Annotated in this window: 21 protein-coding genes; 11 read left to right on the top strand and 10 right to left on the bottom strand. The window is 70.3% G+C overall.

All coding sequences use genetic code 11. The features are described 5' to 3' along the window. Positions 1 to 78 precede the first annotated feature (78 nt). From cmk to der, 3 genes are read left to right on the top strand one after another with little or no spacing between them, the layout of a single operon-like run. Entirely contained in the window at positions 79 to 765 is a 687-nt protein-coding gene (gene cmk, locus OG948_RS09340) for a (d)CMP kinase (protein ID WP_395873804.1), read from the top strand. After that, entirely contained in the window at positions 762 to 1,427 is a 666-nt protein-coding gene (locus OG948_RS09335) for a lysophospholipid acyltransferase family protein (protein WP_406295386.1), read from the top strand. Before cmk ends, OG948_RS09335 begins: the two co-directional genes overlap by 4 nt. Before the next feature lie 44 nt (positions 1,428 to 1,471). Next, positions 1,472 to 2,941, top strand: a complete 1,470-nt coding sequence (gene der, locus OG948_RS09330; RefSeq protein ID WP_406295384.1) for a ribosome biogenesis GTPase Der — start codon at positions 1,472 to 1,474, stop codon at positions 2,939 to 2,941. 96 nt (positions 2,942 to 3,037) lie between these two features. Here der and OG948_RS09325 read toward each other — a convergent pair whose 3' ends face one another. The 3 genes from OG948_RS09325 to OG948_RS09315 all read right to left on the bottom strand — a co-directional run bounded on the left by OG948_RS09325 (position 3,038) and on the right by OG948_RS09315 (position 6,154). After that, positions 3,038 to 3,433: a hypothetical protein gene (locus OG948_RS09325; RefSeq protein WP_406295383.1), complete on the bottom strand. Its 396-nt coding sequence runs from the start codon at positions 3,431 to 3,433 to the stop codon at positions 3,038 to 3,040. Positions 3,434 to 3,962: 529 nt separating this feature from the next. Further along, a complete protein-coding gene (bioA, locus tag OG948_RS09320) occupies positions 3,963 to 5,264 on the bottom strand; it encodes an adenosylmethionine--8-amino-7-oxononanoate transaminase (protein WP_406295381.1) in 1,302 nt (433 codons plus the stop codon). Positions 5,265 to 5,374: 110 nt separating this feature from the next. Further along, positions 5,375 to 6,154: a hypothetical protein gene (locus OG948_RS09315; RefSeq protein ID WP_406295380.1), complete on the bottom strand. Its 780-nt coding sequence runs from the start codon at positions 6,152 to 6,154 to the stop codon at positions 5,375 to 5,377. 622 nt (positions 6,155 to 6,776) lie between these two features. On the opposite strand from OG948_RS09315, the gene OG948_RS09310 reads away from it, so the two are divergent. Together OG948_RS09310 and OG948_RS09305 are read left to right on the top strand one after the other, a co-directional pair. Then, entirely contained in the window at positions 6,777 to 8,171 is a 1,395-nt protein-coding gene (locus tag OG948_RS09310; RefSeq protein WP_406295378.1) for a glycine betaine/L-proline ABC transporter ATP-binding protein, read from the top strand. A gap of 7 nt (positions 8,172 to 8,178) precedes the next feature. Next, positions 8,179 to 10,050, top strand: coding sequence for an ABC transporter permease/substrate binding protein (locus OG948_RS09305; RefSeq protein WP_406295376.1), 1,872 nt, complete (start codon positions 8,179 to 8,181; stop codon positions 10,048 to 10,050). 268 nt (positions 10,051 to 10,318) lie between these two features. Here the strand turns inward: OG948_RS09305 and OG948_RS09300 are convergent, their stop codons facing one another. Both OG948_RS09300 and OG948_RS09295 read right to left on the bottom strand, forming a co-directional pair. After that, entirely contained in the window at positions 10,319 to 11,443 is a 1,125-nt protein-coding gene (locus OG948_RS09300) for a hypothetical protein (RefSeq protein ID WP_406295374.1), read from the bottom strand. Between the two features lie 21 nt (positions 11,444 to 11,464). Continuing rightward, positions 11,465 to 11,701: a LapA family protein gene (locus tag OG948_RS09295; protein ID WP_406295373.1), complete on the bottom strand. Its 237-nt coding sequence runs from the start codon at positions 11,699 to 11,701 to the stop codon at positions 11,465 to 11,467. A 172-nt stretch (positions 11,702 to 11,873) separates the two neighbouring features. Here OG948_RS09295 and OG948_RS09290 point away from each other — a divergent pair, with 172 nt between their 5' ends. Then, positions 11,874 to 13,493, top strand: coding sequence for an MDR family MFS transporter (locus OG948_RS09290; RefSeq protein WP_406295372.1), 1,620 nt, complete (start codon positions 11,874 to 11,876; stop codon positions 13,491 to 13,493). A 65-nt stretch (positions 13,494 to 13,558) separates the two neighbouring features. On the opposite strand, the gene OG948_RS09285 is transcribed toward OG948_RS09290, so the two are convergent. The 4 genes from OG948_RS09285 to OG948_RS09270 all read right to left on the bottom strand — a co-directional run bounded on the left by OG948_RS09285 (position 13,559) and on the right by OG948_RS09270 (position 16,100). Continuing rightward, positions 13,559 to 14,416 (bottom strand): 3-hydroxybutyryl-CoA dehydrogenase, encoded by an 858-nt coding sequence (locus OG948_RS09285; RefSeq protein WP_406295370.1) that lies wholly within the window; start codon positions 14,414 to 14,416, stop codon positions 13,559 to 13,561. Positions 14,417 to 14,475: 59 nt separating this feature from the next. Next, positions 14,476 to 14,886, bottom strand: a complete 411-nt coding sequence (locus OG948_RS09280; RefSeq protein WP_406295368.1) for a PIN domain-containing protein — start codon at positions 14,884 to 14,886, stop codon at positions 14,476 to 14,478. Further along, positions 14,883 to 15,119, bottom strand: coding sequence for a type II toxin-antitoxin system VapB family antitoxin (locus OG948_RS09275; RefSeq protein ID WP_406295366.1), 237 nt, complete (start codon positions 15,117 to 15,119; stop codon positions 14,883 to 14,885). Before OG948_RS09275 ends, OG948_RS09280 begins: the two co-directional genes overlap by 4 nt. A gap of 165 nt (positions 15,120 to 15,284) precedes the next feature. Next, positions 15,285 to 16,100, bottom strand: a complete 816-nt coding sequence (locus OG948_RS09270) for an SDR family NAD(P)-dependent oxidoreductase (RefSeq protein WP_406295364.1) — start codon at positions 16,098 to 16,100, stop codon at positions 15,285 to 15,287. A 154-nt stretch (positions 16,101 to 16,254) separates the two neighbouring features. On the opposite strand from OG948_RS09270, the gene OG948_RS09265 reads away from it, so the two are divergent. The 5 genes from OG948_RS09265 (at position 16,255) to OG948_RS09245 (ending at position 22,524) form a co-directional block, all read left to right on the top strand. Continuing rightward, on the top strand, positions 16,255 to 16,749 hold the full coding sequence (locus tag OG948_RS09265; protein WP_406295362.1) for a pyridoxamine 5'-phosphate oxidase family protein: 495 nt from the start codon (positions 16,255 to 16,257) through the stop codon (positions 16,747 to 16,749). 209 nt (positions 16,750 to 16,958) lie between these two features. After that, positions 16,959 to 19,187 carry an acyl-CoA dehydrogenase gene (locus OG948_RS09260; protein WP_406295360.1) on the top strand — a complete coding sequence of 743 codons (2,229 nt, stop codon included), beginning with the start codon at positions 16,959 to 16,961 and terminating at the stop codon, positions 19,185 to 19,187. 112 nt (positions 19,188 to 19,299) lie between these two features. Beyond that, positions 19,300 to 20,490, top strand: a complete 1,191-nt coding sequence (locus OG948_RS09255) for an acyl-CoA dehydrogenase family protein (RefSeq protein ID WP_406295359.1) — start codon at positions 19,300 to 19,302, stop codon at positions 20,488 to 20,490. 33 nt (positions 20,491 to 20,523) lie between these two features. After that, positions 20,524 to 21,651 (top strand): acyl-CoA dehydrogenase family protein, encoded by a 1,128-nt coding sequence (locus OG948_RS09250; protein WP_406295358.1) that lies wholly within the window; start codon positions 20,524 to 20,526, stop codon positions 21,649 to 21,651. Positions 21,652 to 21,723: 72 nt separating this feature from the next. Then, positions 21,724 to 22,524, top strand: coding sequence for a crotonase/enoyl-CoA hydratase family protein (locus tag OG948_RS09245; RefSeq protein ID WP_406295356.1), 801 nt, complete (start codon positions 21,724 to 21,726; stop codon positions 22,522 to 22,524). Between the two features lie 91 nt (positions 22,525 to 22,615). Here OG948_RS09245 and OG948_RS09240 read toward each other — a convergent pair whose 3' ends face one another. After that, positions 22,616 to 23,002: a hypothetical protein gene (locus tag OG948_RS09240; RefSeq protein ID WP_406295354.1), complete on the bottom strand. Its 387-nt coding sequence runs from the start codon at positions 23,000 to 23,002 to the stop codon at positions 22,616 to 22,618. Between the last annotated feature and the right edge of the window lie 153 nt (positions 23,003 to 23,155).

The following is a 23,155-nucleotide window of genomic DNA, read 5'->3' as shown; positions in this document are numbered from 1 at the left end:
GCGGCATCGACTGCGCCGCCCGGTTCGGCAATACCCGTGACGGCCCCCGTGCCGGCAACAAGTGAAAGGTCGGCGACCGTGGAAGCCCGTACACCGCTCGCGACCGCGGTGGTCGCCATCGACGGTCCGTCAGGGTCCGGCAAGTCCAGCGTCTCGCGCGCGGTCGCCGCCCGGCTGGGCCTGCGCTACCTGGACACGGGTGCGATGTACCGGGCGATGACGTGGTGGATGCTCCTCAACGGCGTCGACGTGCACGACCCCGACGCGGTGGCCGCCGCCGCGGACAAGCCGCAGATCGTCTCCGGGACCGCCCCCGACGCGCCCACCATCACGGTGGACGGCAAGGACGCGGCCGGCCCGATCCGTACCGACGAGGTGACCAAGGCGGTCAGCGCGGTCAGCGCCGTGCCGCAGGTGCGCACCCGCCTGGTCGAGCTCCAGCGGGCCACGATCGGCGCGGGCGGCATCGTGGTCGAGGGTCGCGACATCGCGAGCGTGGTGGCGCCCGACGCGGCGGTCAAGGTCTACCTGACCGCGTCCGAGGCGGCCCGCGCCGCCCGCCGCAACGCCGAGCTGACCGGCACGCAGGCCACCAGCGTCGAGGCGACCCGGGCCGATCTGGCCCGTCGCGACGCCCTGGACTCGGGTCGCGCGGTCGCCCCCGCGGGGATGGCCGAGGGCGCGATCCTGGTGGACACCACCGAGCTCGGCCGCGAAGAGGTGGTCGACCACCTGCTCGCCCTGGTCGCGGAACACGTGCGGTGACCGCGGCTTTCGGGACCACCTCGAAGCCCCCGCTCGCCGGAGCCGCGCACTTCATCGGCGAGCCGCTGCTGCGCAGTTTCTGGCGGGTGCGCGCGCTCGGCGCGTGGCACGTGCCGATGGCCGGCCCGGTGATCCTGGCGGGCAACCACGCCAACTTCGTCGACGGCCCGATGCTCTTCGCGTTCGCGCCCCGACCCACCCAGGTGCTGGTCAAGCGCGAGATGTTCACCGGCGCGCTCGGCCCGATACTGCGCGGGATCGGCCACATCCCGGTCCAGCGCGGCGTCGCGGACCGCCGGATGATCACCGATTCGCTCGACGTACTGGCCGGTGGCGGCGCGCTCGGCGTGTTCCCGGAGGGCACGCGGGGACAGGCCGACTTCTCGGCAGTGCACAATGGACTTGCATATCTGGCATTGCGCTCCGGGGCACCCATCGTCCCGGTGGCCTGCCTCGGCACCGGTGCGCGGGGATCCTCGATCGGTGCATTGCCGGGTCTGCGCTCCCGGATCGACGTGGTCTACGGCAAGCCCTTCGAGGCGGTCGAGAACGCCGACCGCCGGGCCACCCGCAAGGCCGTCCAGGCCGCGTCCGACCGCATCGTCGAACGGCTCACCGCGCACCTGCGCGAGGCCGAGCGGATGACCGGCCGCGCCGGCTGACCACGATCTTCACCCGTACCGCTACCCGAACGAGGAACACCCCCATGGAGCAGCACGCCGACGCCACGACCGAGGGCGCCTTCGACCCGGAGGCGTGGGAGGCGGGCTACGACCCCGACGAGTGGGTCGACCTGGAAGGGGACGGCCCCGACCGAGGCGAGCACGCCGAGGACTCCGGCGGGCCCCTGCCGGTGCTCGCGGTCGTCGGTCGACCCAACGTGGGCAAGTCCACGCTGGTCAACCGGATCATCGGGCGCCGCGAGGCGGTCGTGGAGGACACCCCCGGGGTGACCCGCGACCGCGTGTACTACGAGGCCACCTGGAACGGTCGACGGTTCACCGTGGTCGACACCGGCGGCTGGGAGCGCGACGTGGTCGGGATCGACCTGTCGGTCGCGGTCCAGGCCGAGTACGCGATCGACTCGGCGGACGCGGTGATGTTCGTGGTCGACGCGATCGTCGGCCCCACCGACAGCGACGAGGCCGTCGTCAGGGTGCTGCGCAAGTCCGGCAAGCCGGTCGTGCTGGCCGCCAACAAGGTCGACAACATGGCGCAGGAGGCGGACGCCGCCGCGCTGTGGTCGCTCGGCCTGGGCCAGCCCTGGCCGGTCTCGGCCGTGCACGGCCGAGGCAGCGGCGACCTGCTCGACGCCGCGCTGGCGGTGCTGCCGGAGGCCCCCGCGCAGCGCTTCGGCGTCATGGAGGGCGGCCCGCGCCGGGTCGCGCTGCTCGGCCGCCCGAACGTGGGCAAGTCGAGCATGCTGAACAAGGTCGCCGGCGAGAACCGGGTGGTCGTGGACAAGGTCGCGGGCACCACCCGCGACCCGGTCGACGAACTGATCCAGCTCGGCGGCAAGACCTGGAAGTTCATCGACACCGCGGGCATCCGTCGCCGTGTGCACCTGACCCAGGGCGCCGACTTCTACGCGTCGCTGCGCACCACGGCCGCGCTGGAGAAGGCCGAGGTCGGGGTGATCCTGATCGACGCCAGCGAGCGGCTGACCGAGCAGGACACCCGGATCATCTCGCTCGCGGTCGAGGCCGGTCGGGCGATCGTGATCGCGTACAACAAGTGGGACCTCATGGACGAGGAGCGCCGCTACTACCTCGAACGCGAGATCGAGCAGGACCTGGTCCAGGTCACCTGGGCGCCTCGGGTGAACGTGTCGGCGCTGACCGGCCGGCACATGGAGAAGCTGGTCCCGGCCATCGAGACCGCGTTGGCGAGCTGGGAGAAGCGCATTCCCACGGGTCAGCTCAACGCGTTCCTGGGCACGCTGGTGGCCTCCCACCCGCACCCGATCCGGGGCGGCAAGCAGCCGCGCATCCTGTTCGGCACCCAGGCGGGCACCAAGCCGCCGCGCTTCGTGCTGTTCACCAGCGGCTTCCTGGAGGCGGGCTACCGCCGGTTCATCGAGCGCCGGCTGCGCGAGGAGTTCGGCTTCCCGGGCACGCCGATCGAGATTCGGATGAAGGTCAGGGAGAAGCGCGGTCGGAACAAGACCGGTCGCTGACCCCGGACGGCACGGCGGACATCACGAGGGCCCGGACGCGACATCGCGTCCGGGCCCTCGTCGTCGTTTCCCGCCGACTCTGTCCGGTCGGGCACATCAGAGCGGCAGGTGGCCGTGCGGGGCGGGGACGCGCGGGGGTTGGGCGGGCACCAGGGAAGCGCCGCGGTGTCGGCCGTACGTGGTGTAGCCGCCCTGGGTGGGCAGTGCGCAGTTGCCCTGGGTGGGCAGCGAGAAGTTCGGGAACGGTGGGTCCTGCGCGTACGAGTGGCTGATCGCGGCGGGCGCGGCGGGCGCGCCGTAGGACGGGCGGCTCGCCGCGTAGTCCTCGTTCGAGCGCTCGTGCGGGACGGCGCGGAACATGCGCCGCCACTCGGTCTCCAGCGCGTTGTAGATCGGCGTCAGGACGTCGTGGGCGGGGGCCGTGGGGGCGGCCACGGCGACCACGGGGTGGCCGAGGGCTCGGCTGCTGATGGAGTCGTCGAAGCTGAACATATCGGGTCCAACGAGACGGGGGGCTGGGGGTTGCTGTTTGTTGGGCGACTTCGTCGCCGGGTCGCGAGGGGGGTGGGGGTGGGGGTGGGTCGTGGGTGGGGGCGTGGGGTGGCGGGCCGGAGTCGGGTTCGCGGCGTTGCTGTTTGTTGGGCGACTTCGTCGCCGGCTCGCGAGGCGCCACCTTTTTTCTCTCCCCCGCAAGCTCCTCCGAGAAAAAAGGTGGCGCCTCGCTCGGGACGGTGTGTCCCTCCGCTTCGCTCCGGGGCACACCGTCCATACCTGCGGCTCCGCCGCTCTCCGCGCTTCGCGCGTCGATCACCGGGGGCGTGCTGGGTCGGGGGCGCTGACGCGCCGGGGGGAATCGCGCTTGGGTGACGGTGGTCGACGCGGATGGGGTGGGCGGGGGTCGAGGGGGCGGTGACGTGCCGGGGGAATCGCGCTTGGGTGACGGTGGTCGACGCGGATGGGGCGGTGATGCGTCGGGGGAATCGCGCTTGGGCGATGGGTGGTCGACGTGGGTGGGGTGGGGTTATGTGTGGGTGCGGACTATCTCGACCATGGCGGTGGTGACTGTGGTGAGGTCTTCGGGGGACATCACGTAGGGGGGCATCGTGTAGACGAGTTTGCCGAAGGGGCGGATCCAGACGCCTCGTTCGACGAAGGCCGGCTGGATGGTGGACATGTCCACGGGGGTGGCGAGTTCGATGACGCCGATGGCGCCCAGGACGCGGACGTCGACCACGCCGGGGAGGTCGCGGGCCGGGGCCAGGCCGGTGCGCAGGCCCTCGGACAGGGTGGCGACGCGTTCGCGCCAGGGGCCGGAGAGGAGCAGGTCCACGCTCGCGCTCGCGATCGCCGCGGCGAGCGGGTTGGCCATGAAGGTGGGGCCGTGCATGAAGGCGCCGCCCTCGCCGCGGGAGATGGTGTCGGCCACCTCGTCGGTGCACAGGGTCGCGGCCATGGTCAGGTAGCCGCCGGTGAGGGCCTTGCCCAGGCACATGATGTCCGGTGCGATTCCCGCGTGTTCGCAGGCGAACAGCTCGCCGGTCCGACCGAATCCGGTGGCGATCTCGTCCGCGATCAGCAACACCCCGTGCCGGGTGCACAGTTCGCGGATCCGACGCAGGTACGCGGGGGAGTGGAAGCGCATCCCACCCGCCCCCTGCACGATCGGCTCCAGGATCACCGCGGCGATGGTCGAGCCGTGTTGCCCCAGCAGGTCCTCGATCGCCGCGGTGTCCGCGGCGGTCGGCTCGGTGTCGAACCCCGGGGGAGGGATCGGCGCGAACAGATGGGCCGGCAACACCTCGGAGAACAGGTGATGCATGCCGCCGACCGGGTCGCACACCGACATCGCGCCGAACGTGTCGCCGTGGTAGCCGCCGCGCACGGTGAGCAGGCGGGTTCGCTCGGGGCGTCCGCGTCCGCGCTGGTACTGCAGCGCCATCTTGAGCGCCACCTCGACCGCGACCGAGCCGGAGTCGGCGAAGAAGACCTTGTTCAGCGGCTCGGGAGTGATCTCCACCAGCAGGCGGGCGAGTCGCACCGCCGGGGGATGGGTCAGTCCGCCGAACATGACGTGCGCCATCGTGTCCACCTGCGCGTGCGCGGCGGCGTTGAGCACGGGGTGGTTGTAGCCGTGGATCGCGGCCCACCACGAGGACATCCCGTCGATCAGCTCGCGTCCGTCGGCGAGCCGGAGCCGGACCCCCTCGGCGCCGACCACGGGGAACAGCGGCGCGCTGCCGTCGGTGCTCGCGTACGGGTGCCAGATGTGCCGTCGGTCGTGGGAAACCAGTTCGTCGCCGTAGGCCGCGTCGTAGTGCTCCATAGGCGCAGCACGCTATCGGAGCAAGGAAGGCGACCCGGAATCGGCCGCCTCCCGTGCGTACCCGCGACGCCCGCCCGACCGCCCCGCCGGGCAGAGGCGCCGACGTTCGTTCAGATGCCGCTGACCGGTACCGATCCGGCGGCCAGCAGGTTGCGCCGGCCCGCTTCGTTGAGTGCGGCGGCCAGTTCGTCGTTGCCGGTGTGGATGCCGATCGTGCCGACCGGGGCGGCGAACAGCAGTACCACGCCGTGCGTCTTGGCCGCGTTCAGCCACGCCTCGGGCACCTCCGCCGGGCTCTGCGCCTGCCACCACGCCTCGGTCCGTCCGCCCGCGCCCGGGAAGAGCACCGCGGTCAGGTAGCCGTCGGTCATCTGCACGGACCACCCGCCGAGCAGCGGCGGCAGCGTCTCGTCCGGGGTGGCGATCGGCGCGAACCCGCGCTCGCCGAGCAGCGACAGGAACTCGTCCTGCGCGCCGGGAGTGCCGGGACGGGCCACGGCCGCACCCGGCTCGACCACCAGCGCCGCGTACGTCACGCCCGCGCACACCACCATGCTGCCGGTGATCGAGATCGGCACCGGACCACCCGGCACCACCGTCTGCACGGCGAGGCCGGGGTTGGCCTGCGCCGCGAGCAGTGGCTCGACCGCCGCCTCGGACACCGGGATCACCTGCGAGGGGATGCAGCGCGTGTGCGCGAACGCGAGCACGGCGGTCTCCTCGGCCAGGTACAACAGCGCGCTGGTCTCCACGGAGGTGGTGTCTCCCTCGCCGCGGCAGGAGGCGCAGGCGTAGGTCTGGGGACCGGTCTCCCCGGCCACCAATCGGGCGGCCTCGTCGTCGCCGATCTCGGCGCGGACCTCGGGGCTGACGTCGAGCAAGCGTGACACGGAAGGCTCCATCGGTAGGGGTGCGTGCGACAGTGGGGGATCGCCGTCTGCGTTCTCGCGCCGGGACGTTACCGCCTGGTGACGTTGTGTCACCTGGAGAACGCGGTAACGTCACCCCTATGGGGCATGTGCGCCCCGGCCGCGCCACGGCCATTCGGGGGACGGCGCCGGAGTGCACGCCCGTGTGCGACGGTGGACGTCGACGTTTCGGCGTCGGGTGCGCGTTCGATGACCGATCGATGACCGAGAGGTACGAGTATGTCGATGTGATCACGTCATGATCACCGTGCGATCACGACCGAAAGGCCGTGTGTCGATCGGGTGATTAGTGCATCAATTCGGACATATGCGAACGCGTTAATGAGATGAGAATCTCCATATGTTTCTCATCCGAATCAGTCGGGCAAGTCACGCCCGGTAACAAATGCGGGATACAACTTTTTCGGGCTGCCCCTGAAAAAGGCGTTCGACCCCGGACGTGCGCCGCTGCCGTGACGTTTTTGCGGCGGCCGTACTCCCGCATCCGCAGCCCGCGGCGCCGGTGCCCTCATCACGGCGGTGCTCCGGCCCGGAACCGAAGTCAGCGGTTCCGTTCCCCCGCGGCCCTAATGACGAGGTATGCGTGTCCAGACTCAAGGCCGAAGGCCTGTACAAGATTTTCGGCCGACGTGCCGACGACGCGGTCAAACGGCTCCGTGCCGGCGAAAGCCGTGACGATGTACGCAAGAGCAATGCCACCCCGGCCGTCATCGACGTTTCGTTCGAGGTCGCCGAGGGCGAGATATTCGTGGTGATGGGCCTGTCCGGTTCGGGCAAGTCGACCCTGCTGCGGATGCTCAACGGTCTCCTGGACGCCACCGCCGGCGCCGTCTACATCGACGACCGGGATCTGACCTCGCTACCCGCCAAGGAATTGCGCGACGTGCGCGCCCGGCGCGTCAGCATGGTCTTCCAGCACTTCGCGCTGTTCCCGCACCGCACGGTGCTGGAGAACGCCGGCTACGGCCTGTCCGTGCAGGGTGTGCCGGCGGCCGAGCGGGATCGGCGTGCCCGTGAGGCATTGGCCCTGGTCGGCCTTGCCGGTTGGGAGGAGTCCGCGCCGGGCGAGTTGTCCGGCGGCATGCAGCAGCGGGTCGGTTTGGCCCGGGCACTTGCCACGGACGCCGACATCCTGCTGATGGACGAGTCGTTCAGCGCGCTCGACCCGCTGATCCGCCGCGAGATGCAGGATCAGCTCCTGGAGCTCCAGGAGAAGCTGCACAAGACCATCGTGTTCATCACGCACGACCTCAACGAGGCGATGCGCCTGGGCGACCGGATCGCGGTGATGCGCGACGGCCGGGTGGTCCAGATCGGCACCGCCGAGGACATCCTGACCGACCCGGCCAACGACTACGTGGCGTCCTTCGTCGCCGACGTGGACCGCACCCGGGTGCTGACCGCCGGCTCGATCATGGAGGACTCGCGCGCCACGGTGACCTGCGCAGAGGGGCCCCGGGTCGCGATGCGCACGATGCGTGAGGCGCAGACCACGGCCGCGTTCGTGGTGGATACCAGGGAGAACGGCCGCCGGTTGCTCGGCGCGGTCACCGACGCGGCGGTCACCGAGGCCGCGCGTACCGGCGATCGCAGCATCCAGCCCGATCCGTCGCTGGACGTGGTGACGGTGACCCCGCAGACGCCGGTCGCCGAGCTGTTCACGCCATGCGCGGAGAGCAGGTTGCCGCTCGCGGTGGTGGACGAGGCGATGCGGCTGGTCGGGGTGATCCCCCGGGTGAGCCTGTTGGCCGCGCTCGGCAACGCCGCGCCGAGCGGATCGGGCGGTGCCGAGGGGGGCACGCTCGGTGTGACCGACACCGGCAGCGTCAAGATGCTGGTGCCCGCGGGCCCGGCGGAGAAGTTGCTGCCGACGGGCACGGCGGGCGTGCCGGAGCGGTCCGCCCCGACCGCTTCGTTCGTCCCGGCGCCGGCCGGCGAGCCGGTCGTGGGCGAGGGCGAGGTGCGTGACAATGCCTAGGATTCACGTGGGCGACTGGGCTGAGAGCCTGGTCGACTTCATGCGCGACCACTTCTCGTGGTTGTTCGACTTCATCCAGAGCGTGGTGGGCGGCGCGATCACCCATCTCGCCGACTGGCTGACGGACTCGCCGCTGCCGGCCGTCGTCGTGTTGTTCGCGGCGATCGGCTGGGCCGTGCGCGGTCCGGTGTTCGGGCTGCTCGCGGCGGTCGGATTCCTGCTGATCGACGGCCTGGACATGTGGCAGCCGGCGATGTCCACGCTGGCCCTGGTGCTGGTCTCGGCGGCGGTCGCGCTGCTGATCGCGATCCCGCTGGGCATCCTGACCGCGCGCAGCCGGGCCGTGGGTACCGTGGTCAAGCCGGTGCTGGACTTCATGCAGACGATGCCGGCCTTCGTGTACCTGATCCCGGCGATCACGTTCTTCGGTATCGGTGAGGTACCGGGCGCCGTGGCCACCGTGGTCTTCGCGCTGCCGCCGGGCGTACGGATGACCGAGCTCGGCATCCGCAGCGTGGACGCGGAGATGGTCGAGGCCGGTGAGGCGTTCGGCACCAGCGAGTGGAAGATCCTCAAGGACATCCAGTTCCCGCTCGCGTTGCCGACCATCATGGCCGGCGTCAACCAGGTCATCATGTTGTCGCTGTCGATGGTGGTCACCGCCGGCATCGTCGGCGCCGGCGGCCTGGGCAGCGAGGTGTTCGGCGCGCTGTCGAACAACAACGTGGGCCTGGGGGTCGAGGCCGGCGTCGCGGTGGTCGTGCTCGCGATCTACCTCGACCGTACGGTCAACGCCGCCGGTCAGCGGGTCGAGGCCCGGGCCAAGCGTGCCGCGACCGTGCGCAGCGCCGAGGGCTTCACGCCCAAGTGGCTGCTGGACTGGCGTCCGCGCCCGGTCGTCGCGGTCGGCGGCGTGGTCGCGGTCGCGCTGGTGGCGGGGCTGCTGGGCGGTTTCGGGCTGGGCGCCTCGGACAGCGGTCGGAAGAAGATCACGATCGGCTGGATCCCGTGGGAGGAGGACGTCGTGGTCACCAACATGTACAAGCAGTTGTTGGAGAAGCGCGGCTACGACGTCACGCTCAAGCAGCTCGACGTGGGCCCGATGTTCCAGGGCATCGCGCGCGGCGACATCGACCTGTTCCTGGACGCGTGGCTGCCCACGCTGCACAAGAAGTACATGGACGAGTACGGGTCCAAGCTCGAGGAGATCGGGCAGTGGTACGACAACGTCGATGTGCAGCTCGCGATCCCGAAGAACCTTCCGTACAACTCGGTCGAGGAACTCAAGGGACACGAGAAGGAGTTCGGCGGTCGGATCGTCGGCATCGAGCCGGGCGCGAACATCATGGACCTGACCGAGAAGAAGCTGATCCCGGAGTACGGGCTCGACTTCGACCTGGTCAAGAGCAGCACGCCCGCGATGATCGCCGAACTGGACCGGCAGATGGCGGCGGGCAAGCCGATCGTGGTGACGATGTGGCGTCCGCACTGGGCGTACACGAAGTACGACATCAAGCCGCTGGCCGACCCGAAGCAGTCCTACGGCGCGCCGGGTTGGATCAGCTCGATCGGTCGCAAGGGCTTCGCGAAGGACTTCCCGGAGCTGAACACCTGGGTGAAGAACCTCAAACTGGACGACTCGGTACTCGGGCCGCTGGAGAAGAAGGTCTTCGTCGACTTCGAGGGCAAGCCGAACGCCGCCGCCGAGGGGGTCAAGGCCTACCTGAAGGAGAACCCGGACGTCGAGAAGAAGTTCCTCGGCGGGCTTCCGGCCGCGGGCGGGGAGCAGCCGAAGCAGGACAAGGACGGTGGGCAGGACAAGGGCACGCAGCCCCAGTCGTTGCCGGCCGCGACTCGGGAACCGGAGGGTGTGAGCTGACGGTTCGTCGCTCACATGGGTGACGCGATCAGCCGAGGCGATCGGCCGAGGCGATCGGCCGACGCGATCGGTCGAGGTGATCGGGTGACCCGAGAAGAGGGTGCCGCACGAATGACGTGCGGCACCCTCTTCGTCTTTCGCGTCGTGGCGGCCGGGCGGCGTGCCCCGACGGGCGCGGCGGTGGGCCGGCGGTGGGATCCGTCCGGATCGGGTCGGGGCATGTCGTGGGCGTCTCGCCGGGCTCCCGGGCACGGTGGCGTGCCAGGGGTCAGCGGCGGATCTTCCAATCGGCGTCGGGGGCGATCGGTTCGCACTTGAAGCCCCACTGGGAGGCCCCGTTGGCGAAGGACTTGAAGAAGGTCTCGGTGGGTTGACCCAGGGTCAGGCCGGGAGGGTCCTCGCCGTTGTGCCGGCTGAGTTGGTAGGCGACGGTGTGGCCGTCGCACATGCCGAGCACCTTGCCCTCGACGGTGCCCGCGAGCTGGGCGTCGTTGGGGACGCCGTCGGTGGGCAAGCGCTCGGACAGGATGGCGCGTTCGCCCGGGACCTCGGCGCCGGGGGCGAGGTAGCCGTGCACGATGGCGAAGGACAACACGCGCGTGCCGTCCAGGAACAGGTCGCAGCCCTGGATCGCGCCGGGGCCTTCGGGGGTCGCGGCCGCGGTCCAGCGCGCACGCTGCTCACCGGCCGCCTGCGGGCCGAGCGCGGCGGGGTCGAGCATGCCGCACACGCGCGCGTCGGTGATCGGCTTCGGATCGTTCGCGGGCTTGATCTCGCCGGGTCGCGGGGTCGGCTCGGAGCCGCACCCGGCCACCTTGGCCACGCCATTGGCGAGTTCGACGGCCAGGTCGGCCAACTGCTGCCGCTGGTCGGGCGCGTTCGGCGCGCCGGCGGGCCCGATGGTGCGGGCGCGCACCAGCATCGGCACCGGGTCCTTGACGTTCTGCACCTTGCAGTTCTGTACCAGCCAAGCGTCGTCCGCACCGGCCATGCCGTACAGAACGTGGTCCTTGTCGCCCAGCGGCGCCGACCCGGTCGTGGTCAGCCCCGGCAACTGCACACGTTCGGCGCCCGCCATGTTGAACAGGTACACCGAGCCGACGAAGGCCCGGTCGCCCGCCGAGACTCGGCAGCGCAGTACCGGATAGTGCTCCAGCGGCGGCTGGTCCTGGCTCGTGAAGGCGGGTTCCGCGGGCAGCAGCGTGGTTACCGACGAGGTCGGCAGGAGGCCGGCGCACACGGTGTCGCCGACGGGCTGGGTCTCCGATCCGGTGGGAGTGCCCGCGGAGGGCTCGGCGGTCGGCGAACCGGGACTCGCGCAGCCGGCCACGAGCAGACCGGCGGCCACCAGGCTCGCCACGGACACGGCGGGGCGCAGCCTGGAGCGAAGCATGCGGCCAGGATATCCGGCCGTTCAGCCGCGGTTTCCCCTCACCCACCACCCGGCCAGCGCGCCCGCCCCGAACGTGCCGCCCAGGACGATCCACATCGGTGCGGCCAGCGTGGGGATCCAGAACCGGATCGTTGCCGAGGCGGTGTTGGCCAGTACGAACCAGACGGCCAGGACGACGACCGCGGCGATGCCGATCGTGCGGTAGGACACGCCGCCGATGTTGCCGCCCGCGTCGCCGGATCGAGGGGTCTTCGCCATGCCCCGATGCTATTTGCGTGACGGATCGATCACACAGAGGCGCGCCGACTTGACCATCTCTTGAAAGTTGCTTGCAGCAACAAAGCACGCTATGGTTGTAACAAGCAACGAGTGTCGGGGGTGGGGAAGCCGCGTCCGGGCGCAGAGGATCCGAGAGGCAAAAGGGGAAGGCATGACCAACGCACCGGCCGCGGAGGCATCGGCGGAACCGATGTCGCACCGGCAGATCATGGAGGCCCTGTCCGGGCTGCTGCTGGGCATGTTCGTGGCGATCCTGTCGTCCACGATCGTGTCCAACGCGCTGCCGCGGATCATCTCCGATCTGCACGGCAGCCAGACCTCCTATACGTGGGTGGTCACCGCGACGCTGCTCGCGATGACCGCGACCACCCCGATCTGGGGCAAGCTCGCGGACCTGACCAGCAAGAAGCTGCTGGTGCAGCTCGCGCTGGTGATCTACGTCGCGGGTTCGGCGCTGGCCGGCCTCTCGCAGAACACGAGCATGCTGATCGGCTGCCGGGTGATCCAGGGCATCGGCGTGGGCGGCCTGACCGCGCTCGCGCAGGTGATCATGGCCGCGATGATCTCGCCGCGAGAGCGCGGCCGGTACAGCGGCTACCTCGGCGCCACCTTCGCGCTGGCCACCGTCGGCGGCCCGCTGATCGGCGGCGTGATCGTGGACACCCCGTGGCTGGGTTGGCGCTGGTGCTTCTACGTCGGCGTGCCGTTCGCGGTGGTCGCGATCGTGATCCTGCAGAAGACGCTCAAGCTCCCGGTGGTCAAGCGTGAGGTCACCATCGACTACCTGGGCGCGACGCTGATCAGCGCGGGCGTCTCGGTGCTCCTGGTGTGGGTCTCGCTGGCGGGCAAGAACTACGACTGGATCTCCTGGCAGAGCGCGGCGATGGTGTTCGGATCGTTGCTGCTGATCGCCCTGGCGATTCGGGTCGAGGGCCGGGCGGCCGAGCCGATCATCCCGCTGTGGTTGTTCAAGGAGCGGACCATCGTGCTCGCCGTGCTCGGCAGCCTCGCGGTGGGCCTGGCGATGATGGGCTCGTCGGTCTTCCTCAGCCAGTACTTCCAGATCGCGCGCGGCAAGTCGCCGACCGTCTCGGGCCTGATGACGCTGCCGATGATCGGCGGCCTGGTGATCGCCTCGACCGTGGTCGGCAAGCTGATCACCGCGACCGGCTTCTGGAAGCGCTACCTGGTCGCGGGCGGCGTCTCGCTGACCATCGGCCTGGCCCTGATGAGCACGGCCCGCGCGGACACCAACCTGTGGGTGCTCGGCGGGTACATGTTCCTGCTGGGTATGGGCGTCGGCGCGCTCCAGCAGAACCTGGTGCTCGCGGTGCAGAACGCGGTGCCGGTCCACCAGTTGGGCGCGGCCAGTTCGGTCGTCGCGTTCTTCCGCAGCCTGGGCGGTGCGGTCGGCGTCTCGGCGCTGGGCGCGGTGATGGCGACCAAGGTCACCGGCTACCTGTCCGACGCCGGGCTGCGGTCCGGTACGGGTGGCGGGTCCGGTATCCCGAACGTGCACCACCTGCCGGAGCCGGCGCGCGGCATCGTGGAGGCCTCGTACGGCCACGCGGTGGGCGACATCTTCCTGTTCGCGGCCCCGTTCGGCCTGCTCGCGCTGATCGCGGTGCTGCTGATCAAGGAGGTCCCGCTGCAGACCTCGCAGGCGGTGGTGGTGGCCAAGGCCGACCCGCAGGCGCCCGCGGCGGGTGCGGAGCCGGGTTCGGTCTCCGCTCCGGTACGGATCGACAAGGTCGAGGCGCGCACGCCGTAGCCCGCCGACACACGTCGGGGCGGCCCCACGCGGGGCCGCCCCGAGGCGCGTTCCGGGAGCCGGGCTCAGTACTGGTAGAAGCCGCGTCCGCTCTTCTTGCCGAGCAGCCCCGCGTCGACCATGCGCAGCAGCAGCGGCGGCGAGCTGTAGAGCTGCTCCTTGAACTCGTCGTAGAGGCTGTCCGCGACCGCCTTGATCGTGTCCAGACCGATCAGGTCGGTCAGCCGCAGCGGGCCCATCGGGTGCGCGCAGCCGAGCACCATGCCGTTGTCGATGTCCTCCGCCGACGCGAAGCCGGACTCGAACATCCGGATCGCGGAGAGCAGATAGGGCACGAGCAGCGAGTTGACCACGAAGCCGGCGCGGTCCTGCGAGCGGATCACCGTCTTGCCCAGCACCTCGCCCGCGAACGCCTCCGCGCGAGCGGCCGTGCGCTCGTCGGTGAGCAGCGAGGGCACCAGCTCGACCAGCTTCTGCACCGGCACCGGGTTGAAGAAGTGGATCCCGACGACCTGTTGCGGTCGGGTCGTGGCCATGCCGAGTTTCATGATCGGGATCGAGGACGTGTTCGACGCCAGGATCGCGTCCTCGCGCACCACGACCTTGTCCAACGTGGCGAAGATCTGCGTCTTGACCTCTTCGAGCTCGGCCACGGCCTCGATCACCATGTCCCGGTCGGCGAAGTCGCCCAGGTCGGTGGTGTACGTGATCCGGGCCAGCGCCGCGTCCCGATCGGCCTCGGCGAGCTTGCCCGCCTTCACCCCGCGATCGATCGACCTGGTCACCCGAGCCTGCCCGGCCTCCGCCGCGGCCTTGCCGGTCTCCGCCACCAACACGTCCAGCCCGGCCTTCGCACAGACCTCGACGATCCCGGACCCCATCAGCCCGGCCCCTACCACCCCTACACGCCGTACATCGGACACCGCGTACTCCTCGCTCCACTTGCTGCCGTCGGCCTCCTCGGCATCCTCTCAGGTGAGCGTCAACGGGCGTCGATGCGCCGGACAGGTTGCCCGGTGAGCTTGGCGATGACGTCGAAGTCGCGGTCCGCGTGCAGCACTACGAGGTTGTGTCGGGCCGCCGTGATCGAGACCACGAGATCCACGACACTCGCGCATTCGTGTTGTGACTTCTCCCAGAGGCGGAGTTGCAGCGCCGCGGCTTCCGTCCATACGGAATCCGGTACGTGAAAGTGGGGCAGCATCTCGCTGGTGAGCTGATCGAGCGCTTCGTATGCCGCGTATCCACCCACGCCACGTAGAAACTCAAGCCGGATCGGTTCGCACAAGCCGACGCGTCCGGCCGCGAATGGCTCGTGCCATGCTTCGCTGGTCTGCTTGCGGTAGAACCGGACGAGCGCCGAGGTGTCCGCAAGATACAGATCCTGGGTCACCGCGGGTCCTTCGGGGGCTCGTACTCCTCGGGCAACCCGAGCACTTCCATGTTCAGAGCCCCCTCCGCGACCAGTTCTCTTATCCGCTCGATGGCCACGGTGCGACGCTCGATCTCGGCGGCGGCCATTCGTCGCAGCGCTGTGTTGATCGTGTCGCGCGTCGTCGTGGTGCCCAACATCCGAGCGACTATGGCCAATGCTTCCTCGTCGACGTCGATCAATGCCTCGGACATAGTCGCTCCTCAGGTGTAATCCGCTACTGAAGAGCATATTCCCGCCCCGCGGAGACCGACCGTTGAGCTGAATGGCCTAATGGCCCGGCATGCCATCCGACCAGCGTAAAGTCGCCCTGAGTGTGATCTTGGTTCACCCGAAGGAGCGAGAACGGTGCGCCGTCGTCAGTGCGGGGCCGTCTCCATGTCCGGGAGCGGGTAGGGGAACTTGGCGCCGACCGCGCCGTCCACGGTCAGGATCTGGCCGCTGATGTAGCGGGACAGGTCGCCGGTGAGGAAGAGGAGCGGACCGGCGATGTCGGCGGGCAGGGCCACGTCGCGCAGGGGGGCGTTGGCGGCGTTGGCGGCGCGGCCGGGTTCGCCGAGGTAGGCCGATACGCGGGGGGTCCAGACCACGCCGGGGGCGACCGCGTTGACCCGGACGCCGCTCGGCCCCAGTTCCACCGCGGCCGAGCGGACCAGCGAGATCAGGCCCGCCTTGGCCGCGCCGTAGGCCGCGTGCATCGGGGCGCCGGTTCGGCCGGAGACCGAGGCGACGAAGGTGATCGCGCCGCCGCCGTGCGCGGCCAGGTGCGCGCCGCCCAGTTGCAGCGCGAGCAGCGCGTGCCGGAGCACGATGTCCTGGTGCCAGGTCCAGTCCTCGTCGGTGGTGGAGAGCAGGTCGGCGTACCGGCTCATGCCGATGATGTCGACGATCGCGTGGGCTCGACCCAGCCGTGCCTCGACGTCGGCCCACAGCCGGGTCACGTCCGCGCGCGAGGTGGCGTCGCCGGACCACGCGAGGCCGTCGACCTCCTCGGCGACGTCCTCGGCCAGGTCCGGCTCGCGGTCCACCGCGAACACCCGCGCGCCCGCCTGGGCGAGCGCGTGCGCGGTCTGCCGGCCGATGCCCTGGCCCGCGCCGAGCACGACCACGCCGCGTCCGTCGAGTCGGAGTCGGGCCGGGTAGTCGGGTACCTCGGAGTCGTCGGTTCGGGTCATGGCGCCGACGCTAGGCAGGACCTGACGCACTGTCAATCGTGGTTCGGGAGTTGGCCCGGAGCGGAACTGACGGTCTGTCAATCATCCTCTCGGCGTGGCAATGTTTGACCCAGGCAATAAAAATCCCGGATGAACGAGAGCGAAGGGGTTCGGCATGGGCGAGCACATGGGACACGGCGTCAAGCAGCGCGACCGGGTCCGGATGACCGAGCAGGAGATCGCCGACTTCCTGGCCGAGCGGCACTCGATGACCATGTCCACGCTCAACGCCGACGGCAGCATCCACTCGGTCGGCATGTGGTACGGCTTCATCGAGGGCGAGGTCGGCCTGGAGAGCAAGGCCCGCGCGCAGAAGGTGCTCAACGTGCGCCGCAACTCGACCATCACGTGCCTGGTCGAGGCCGGCGAGTACTACGAGGAACTGCGCGGCGTGTCCATCGTCGGCAAGGCCGAGGTGGTCGAGGAGCCGGAGCGGATCTGGGAGCTCGGGGTGAGCGTGTTCGGCCGCTACGCGGCGCCGTACACCGAGGAGATGCGCCCGGCCGTGGAGATGATGCTGAACAAGCGCGTGGTGATCAAGGTCGTCCCGGATCGGGTCGTCTCCTGGGACCACCGCAAGCTCGGGCTGCCGTCCACGCGCCCGAGCTGACCGGCGCGTCCGCACCCCGGCGACGGAACGGCGGCCGAAGGGCCGACCGCGCGGCGGGTGTGGCGCGGTGTCCGGGTGTGGCGGCGGTGCGCACGTCGGCGTGGGCGCCGGTGAACCGGCGACTCGGATGCGGATCTGGCGACGCCGGATCCAGTCAGGTAGCCTGTCCGCTTACTTGATCGAGACAAGTATTGGTGAGGGAGTACACAGTGCCGATCGGATTCGCCACCGAGCACCGGGCGTTCGCGGAATCGGTCGCCGGTTTCGTCGCTCGCCACGCCTCGATCGAGGCCACCCGCGGGGCCGCCGACGACCTGTCCGCCGGGGTGCTCCCGGACTGCTGGGACGCCCTGGTCGGCCAGGGCCTGACCGCCGTCCACCTCGCCGAGGAGCACGGCGGCGCCGGCGCGGGTGTCCTCGAACTCGCCGTCGCCCTCGAGGAGGCCGGCCGCGGCCTGCTGCCCGGCCCGTACCTGTCCACCGTGCTGACCGGCGCCGTCCTGGCCCGGTACGCCGCGCCCGAGGTCGGCAAGGCCCTGCTGCCGCGCTTCGCCGAGGGCGCCACCGGCGCGGTCGCCGTCGCACCGGGCCTGACCGCGCATCAGACCCAGGTCGGCTGGGAGATCAACGGCATCGCCGAACCGGTCCTGGGCGGGGTCGGCGCCGACTACCTGCTGCTCGGCGCGCGCACCGACACCAACCCCGGCCGGGACGAGCAGATCTGGTTCGTGGTCAAGCCCGACAACAAGGAGACCATCCGGGTCACCCCGTTGGACCCGGTCGACCTCGCCCGCGGCGTGGCCCGGGTGCGCACGCACAACCTGGAGATCACCGCGTCCCAGGTGCTGACCGGCATCAGTACCGCCCAGGTGCGCGACCTGGCCGCCGTGCTCGCCGCCGCCGAGGCGGTCGGCGTGGCCCGCTGGTGCTTCGAGACCGCGCTCGCCTACGTCAAGATCCGCGAGCAGTTCGGCGTCGCGGTCGGCTCGTTCCAGGCGATCAAGCACAAGGCCGCCACCTTGTTCACCCGGCTGGAACTGGCCACCGCCGCGGCCTGGGACGCGGCCCGGGCCGCCGACGACACCGCCGAGGACGCCGACGAGCAACTGCGCCTGGCCGCCGCCGAGGCCGCCGTGGTGTGTCTGCCGCTCGCCCGCGAGGTCGCGCTGGACTGCATCACCATGCTCGGCGGCATCGGCTTCACCTGGGAACACGACATCCACCTGTACTGGCGCCGCGCGGTCTTCCTGGCCCAGTGGCTGGGCCCGTCGGGGGAGTGGACCGCACAGCTCGGCCGGGCCGCGCTGGAGAGCGTCGGCGGCGGCCCCACCCGGCGCTTCGACCTCGAACTCGAGGAGGGCGCCATCACCGCCTTCCGGACCGAGGTGGTCGCGCACCTGACCGAGGCGAACGCCCTCGCCGAGCCTGCCCGTCGGCGGCGCCTGGCCGAACTCGGCTACGTCTCGCCGCACTACCCCAAGCCCTACGGGATCGCCGCGAGCCCCGCCCAACAGGTGGTCATCCAGCAGGAGTTCGCCCGGATCGGGCTGACCTCGCCGAGCACGATCATCGGCGAGTTCGCGCTGCCCACGATCATGGCGCACGGCACCGACGCACAACGCGACGCCTACGTGCCGGCCACGCTGCGTGGCGACATCGTGTGGTGCCAGCTCTTCAGCGAGCCGGGCGCCGGCTCCGACCTGGCGTCGCTGAGCACCCGGGCGACCAAGGTCGACGGCGGCTGGCGGCTGAACGGCCAGAAGGTGTGGAACTCCAAGGCGCACGAGGCGCACTTCGGCATCTGCCTGGCTCGCACCGACCCGGACGCGCCCAAGCACAAGGGCATCACGTACTTCATCGTGGACATGGCCACGCCCGGGATCGACGTGCGCCCGCTCAAGCAGTCCAACGGTCAGTCGGAGTTCAACGAGGTCTATCTCGACGACGTGTTCGTGGCCGACGACCAGGTGGTCGGCGACGTGCACGCGGGTTGGCGGATCGCCCGCACCACGCTGGCCAACGAGCGGGTGATGATCGCCGGTGGGCCGGGCATGCAGGCGTTCGGCAAGCTGCTCGCCGACCTCGGCGAGACCGGCGCGGCGTGGGCGGACACCGCGGTGGCGAGCCGGCTGGGCGGCTTCGCGGCGGAGCACTTGGCGCTGCGCGCGCTGACCCTGCGCTCGACCCTGCAGCAGTTGTCCGGGCTCAACCCGGGCGCCGCCTCCAGCGTGCTCAAACTCGCGGTCACCGAACACCAGCGGGCCGTGGTCACCGCGCGCCTGGACCGGATCGGCGCGGGCGGCACCCATCACGACGACCTCGGGGGCGAACTGCTCACCGCCTACCTCTCGCTGCCGGCGGTCCTGCTCGGTGGCGGCACCCGGGAGATCCAGCTCAACGTCGTCGCCGAACGCATCCTGGGCCTGCCCAGAGGCTGATCCGACGGCGCCCCGCCCGCGCCGGGCCGGCCCCGGCGATCGGCTTCGCGTCCCGGCAACCGGCGATCGACCACCGGCTGTCAGTGCTTTCCACGGCTACCAGGGAGATCACGTGCACATCACCTACACACCCGAGCAGGAGGACCTGCGGCGGGAACTGCGCGAGTACTTCGCGCGGATCATGACCCCGGAGATCCGGGCCGAGCAGGCCGCGGGCGAGACCAGCCTGACGGGCAAGGACGGCGCGTACTGCCGCGTCATCAAGCAGATGGGCGAGGACGGCTGGCTGGGCATCGGCTGGCCCAAGGAATACGGCGGCCAGGACCGCACGATGCTGGAACAGCTGATCTTCACCGACGAGGCCACTCTGGCCGGCGCGGCGGTGCCGTTGCTGACCATCAACACCGTCGGCCCGACGTTGATGGAGTACGGCACGCAGGAGCAGCGCGACTTCTTCCTGCCCAAGATCCTCGCCGGCGACATGCACTTCTCGATCGGCTACTCCGAGCCGGGCGCGGGCACCGACCTGGCCGCCCTGACCACCAAGGCGGTTCGGGACGGCGACGACTGGATCATCAACGGCCAGAAGATGTGGACCTCGCTGATCCACGTCGCGGACTACGTCTGGCTGGCCGCGCGCACCGACCCCGACGCGCCGCGGCACAAGGGCCTGACCATGTTCCTGGTGCCCACGAACGCCGAGGGCTTCTCCTGGACCCCGATCAAGACCATGGGCGGCCAGACCACGTCCCAGACGTTCTACGAGAACGTGCGGGTGCCCGCCTCCGCGATGGTCGGTGAGCTCAACGGCGGCTGGAAGCTGATCACCGGCCAGCTCAACCGCGAGCGGGTGGCGCTGTGTTCGGCCGCGAGCATCCAGCTCGCGCTGCACAACACCCGACGCTGGGCCGAGCAGACGGTGCTGCCGGACGGCTCGAGGGTGATCGACCGCGAGCACGTGCAGGCCAACCTCGGCCGGGTGCACGCCAAGGTCGAGTTCCTCAAGCTGGTCAACTGGAAGATCGCCTGGTCGGTCGACCACGGCACCAAGGTCGGCCCGGCGGACGCGTCGGCGACCAAGATCTTCGGCACCGAATTCGCCACCGAGGCATACCGGCTGCTGATGGAGTGCATGGGCGAGGACGGCTACCTCCAGCAGGACTCGCCCGGCGCGGTGTTGCAGGGCCGACTGGAGAAGATGCACCGCACGGCGCTCATCCTCACCTTCGGTGGCGGCACCAACGAGGTACAGCGCGACATGATCGCGATGCTGGGCCTCGGCCTGCCGCGCCCGCCCCGCTGACCCGCCGTCACCACGCTGACAAGGACAGGTGAAATGGACTTCGGTTACACGGAAGAACAGCAGGACCTGGTGGGCCTGGCGGGGCGGATCCTCGGCGAGCGGGTCACCCACGAGGCGCTCACCGCGCTGGACAAGAGGGTCGAGGAGGGCGGCGAGCCGCGCTTCGACCGCGACCTGTGGGCGGAGTTGGCCAAGGCCAACCTGCTCGGTATCGGGCTGCCCGAGGAGTTCGGCGGCTCGGGCTACGGCATCTTCGAGCAGTGCCTGATCCTGGAGCAGATCGGCCGTACGCTGGCGCCGGTGCCGTTCGGGCCCTCGATCGCGGTCGCCGCCTCGATCCTGCACCACATGGGTACGGACGAGCAGAAGGCGGCCTGGCTGCCGGGCGCCGTGGACGGCTCGAGGATCCTGACCTACGCGCTCGCCGAGCCGTTCGGTCGGGACGGCGCCGCGCCCGCCACCAAGGCGGTGCACACGGACGGGGTCTGGCACCTGGATGGGGTCAAGACCGGGGTGCCGGTCGCCACCGTGGCCGACCTGATCCTGGTGTCCGCGGACGTGGCGGGTCACGGCGGGGTGTTCCTGGTCGACCCGAAGGCGGAGGGAGTGCGGATCGAGCCCCAGTTGACCACCGCCAAGGAGATCGCCGGTCTGGTCACCCTGGAGCACGCCGTGGGCATCCCGCTGGGCGGCCCCGACGCGGCTCGCAAGCTGCGCGACCGGGCCACCCTGGCGCTGTGCGCGACCCAGCTCGGGGTGACCGAGAAGGCGATGCGCGAGACCGCGAAGTACGCGAGCGAGCGGGTGCAGTTCAAGCGCCCGATCGGCTCGTTCCAGGCGGTCGGGCACCGCCTGGCCGACGCGTACATCGACGTCGAGGGCATCCGGCTGACCACGTGGCAGGCCGCGTGGCAGGAGGCCGAGGGGCTGGACGCGGCCGAGGCGATCGCGACCGCGAAGTTCTGGGCCGCGGACGGTGGACACCGGGTCGCGCACGCCGCGGTCCATGTGCACGGCGGCATGGGCGTGGCCGAGGAGCACTTCGTACACCGCTACTTCAACCACGCCAAGCAGCTCGAACTCTCGCTCGGCGGCGCGACCGAGCAGGCGCTGCGGATCGGCGCGGGCTTCGCCGCGACGGCCGCGGGCGAGTTCGCCTGACCACGTCCGAGCACGCCTTCGGTGCCGGCCGCGTCGGCGCCGCACCCCTGTGATTCCTGGAGACGAACAGACATGAGCGAACCCCACGCCCTGGTCGAGCGGGACGGCCACGTCCTGATCATCACGATGAACCGGCCCGAGGCCCGCAACGCGGTCACCGGCGAGATGATCGAGATCCTGGAGGCCGCCTGGGACGAGGTCAACGACAACCCGGAGATCCGGGTCGCCATCCTCACCGGCGCCGGCGGCGCGTTCTGCGCGGGCGCCGACCTCAAGGCGATGAGTCGGCGTGCGCCCGGCGACGCGTTCAAGGGCCGCGACGGCAAGCCGGCCATGGACATGTCCGTGATGAAGTGGGTCCTCAAGGGCTTCACCCTCACCAAGCCCCTGATCGCCGCGATCGAGGGCCCCGCCATCGCGGGCGGCACCGAGATCCTCCAGGCCACCGACATCCGGGTCGCCGGCGAGTCGGCGCGCTTCGGCGTTTCCGAGGTCCGCTGGGGCCTGTTCCCGCTCGGTGGGTCGGCGGTGCGCCTGCGCCGCCAGATTCCGTACACTGTCGCCGCCGACCTGCTGCTCACGGGCCGCCACATCAAGGCGCCCGAGGCCAAGGAGCTCGGTCTGATCGGACATGTCGTGCCGGACGGCGGCGCACTGGAGAAGGCGAAGGAGATCGCCCACCAGATCGCCGCCAACGGTCCGATCGCCGTTCAGGCAGTCCTGCGCGTTCTGCGTGAAACCGACCAGTTGACCGAGGAAGATGCGTTCAAGCTGGAGTCGCAGATCGGAATGCGGGTATTCATGAGCGACGACGCCAAGATCGGTCCGCGAGCCTTCGCGGAGAAGAAGACCCCGGAGTTCAAGGGCACGTGATGTGCCATCGGAAGACTTCGGCATGAACGGGCCCGCCGGGTCAGGGACGGCAATCCCCCGGCGGGTCCTCATCATGTTCACGCGCGCGAGCTCACCCGGGTTGCGTCGGATGACGGGGAAAACTCGGCGCCGATTCCGGAACCCGGCGGGCGCGGATGTCCCGGGCGATTTCGACCGAGGCCGGCACGCCGAGCACGATCCACAGGGTGACGATGATCTTCCCGTCGGTCATCGTGCCGCATGACCAGCCGGTCAAGGCCGCGAACAGCCAAAACGCCGCGATGTAGAGGCCGGGGGCGTCCCGTCGGCGCAAAAACGCGGCCGGGAAGATCACGACGAGCAGCGCGAACGACGCGATGCCGGCGAACTCCTGGCTGGTGAGATCGCTCGCGCTCCAGTGGTCGGCGTCGCCGCACGCGGAGAATGCCTGCCGTCGGGGGCGACGACGGTAATTCGGCGAGAACAGCGCCGCGGCCAACGCGCCGAGGACGGGCCCGCGCTGCCGTCGGGCGGGGCCCGCGCGGGTGGTGTCGGGCGGCCCTGGCGAACCTATTCTTTTGATCGAGTCAAGGGTAAGTTGGCCCATCCCTGCTTCGATCCGGATCGGATCCGTGCCCCGGATCCGGCTTCG

This window comes from Embleya sp. NBC_00888 (assembly GCF_045207655.1).
GTDB lineage: Bacteria > Actinomycetota > Actinomycetes > Streptomycetales > Streptomycetaceae > Embleya.
Note: the sequence above shows the minus strand (reverse complement) of the source record. Positions and strands in the feature narration are given on the sequence as shown.

Bases quoted from the DNA above. Each gene is read 5' to 3' on its own strand.
- OG948_RS09265 (WP_406295362.1), top strand. From the start codon at position 16,255: ATGGGCGAGCACATGGGACACGGCGTCAAGCAGCGCGACCGGGTCCGG.
- OG948_RS09270 (WP_406295364.1), bottom strand. From the start codon at position 16,100: ATGACCCGAACCGACGACTCCGAGGTACCCGACTACCCGGCCCGACTC.
- OG948_RS09300 (WP_406295374.1), bottom strand. From the start codon at position 11,443: ATGCTTCGCTCCAGGCTGCGCCCCGCCGTGTCCGTGGCGAGCCTGGTG.
- OG948_RS09290 (WP_406295372.1), top strand. From the start codon at position 11,874: ATGACCAACGCACCGGCCGCGGAGGCATCGGCGGAACCGATGTCGCAC.
- OG948_RS09250 (WP_406295358.1), top strand. From the start codon at position 20,524: ATGGACTTCGGTTACACGGAAGAACAGCAGGACCTGGTGGGCCTGGCG.
- OG948_RS09325 (WP_406295383.1), bottom strand. From the start codon at position 3,433: ATGTTCAGCTTCGACGACTCCATCAGCAGCCGAGCCCTCGGCCACCCC.
- OG948_RS09295 (WP_406295373.1), bottom strand. From the start codon at position 11,701: ATGGCGAAGACCCCTCGATCCGGCGACGCGGGCGGCAACATCGGCGGC.
- OG948_RS09245 (WP_406295356.1), top strand. From the start codon at position 21,724: ATGAGCGAACCCCACGCCCTGGTCGAGCGGGACGGCCACGTCCTGATC.
- bioA (WP_406295381.1), bottom strand. From the start codon at position 5,264: ATGGAGCACTACGACGCGGCCTACGGCGACGAACTGGTTTCCCACGAC.
- der (WP_406295384.1), top strand. From the start codon at position 1,472: ATGGAGCAGCACGCCGACGCCACGACCGAGGGCGCCTTCGACCCGGAG.
- OG948_RS09275 (WP_406295366.1), bottom strand. From the start codon at position 15,119: ATGTCCGAGGCATTGATCGACGTCGACGAGGAAGCATTGGCCATAGTC.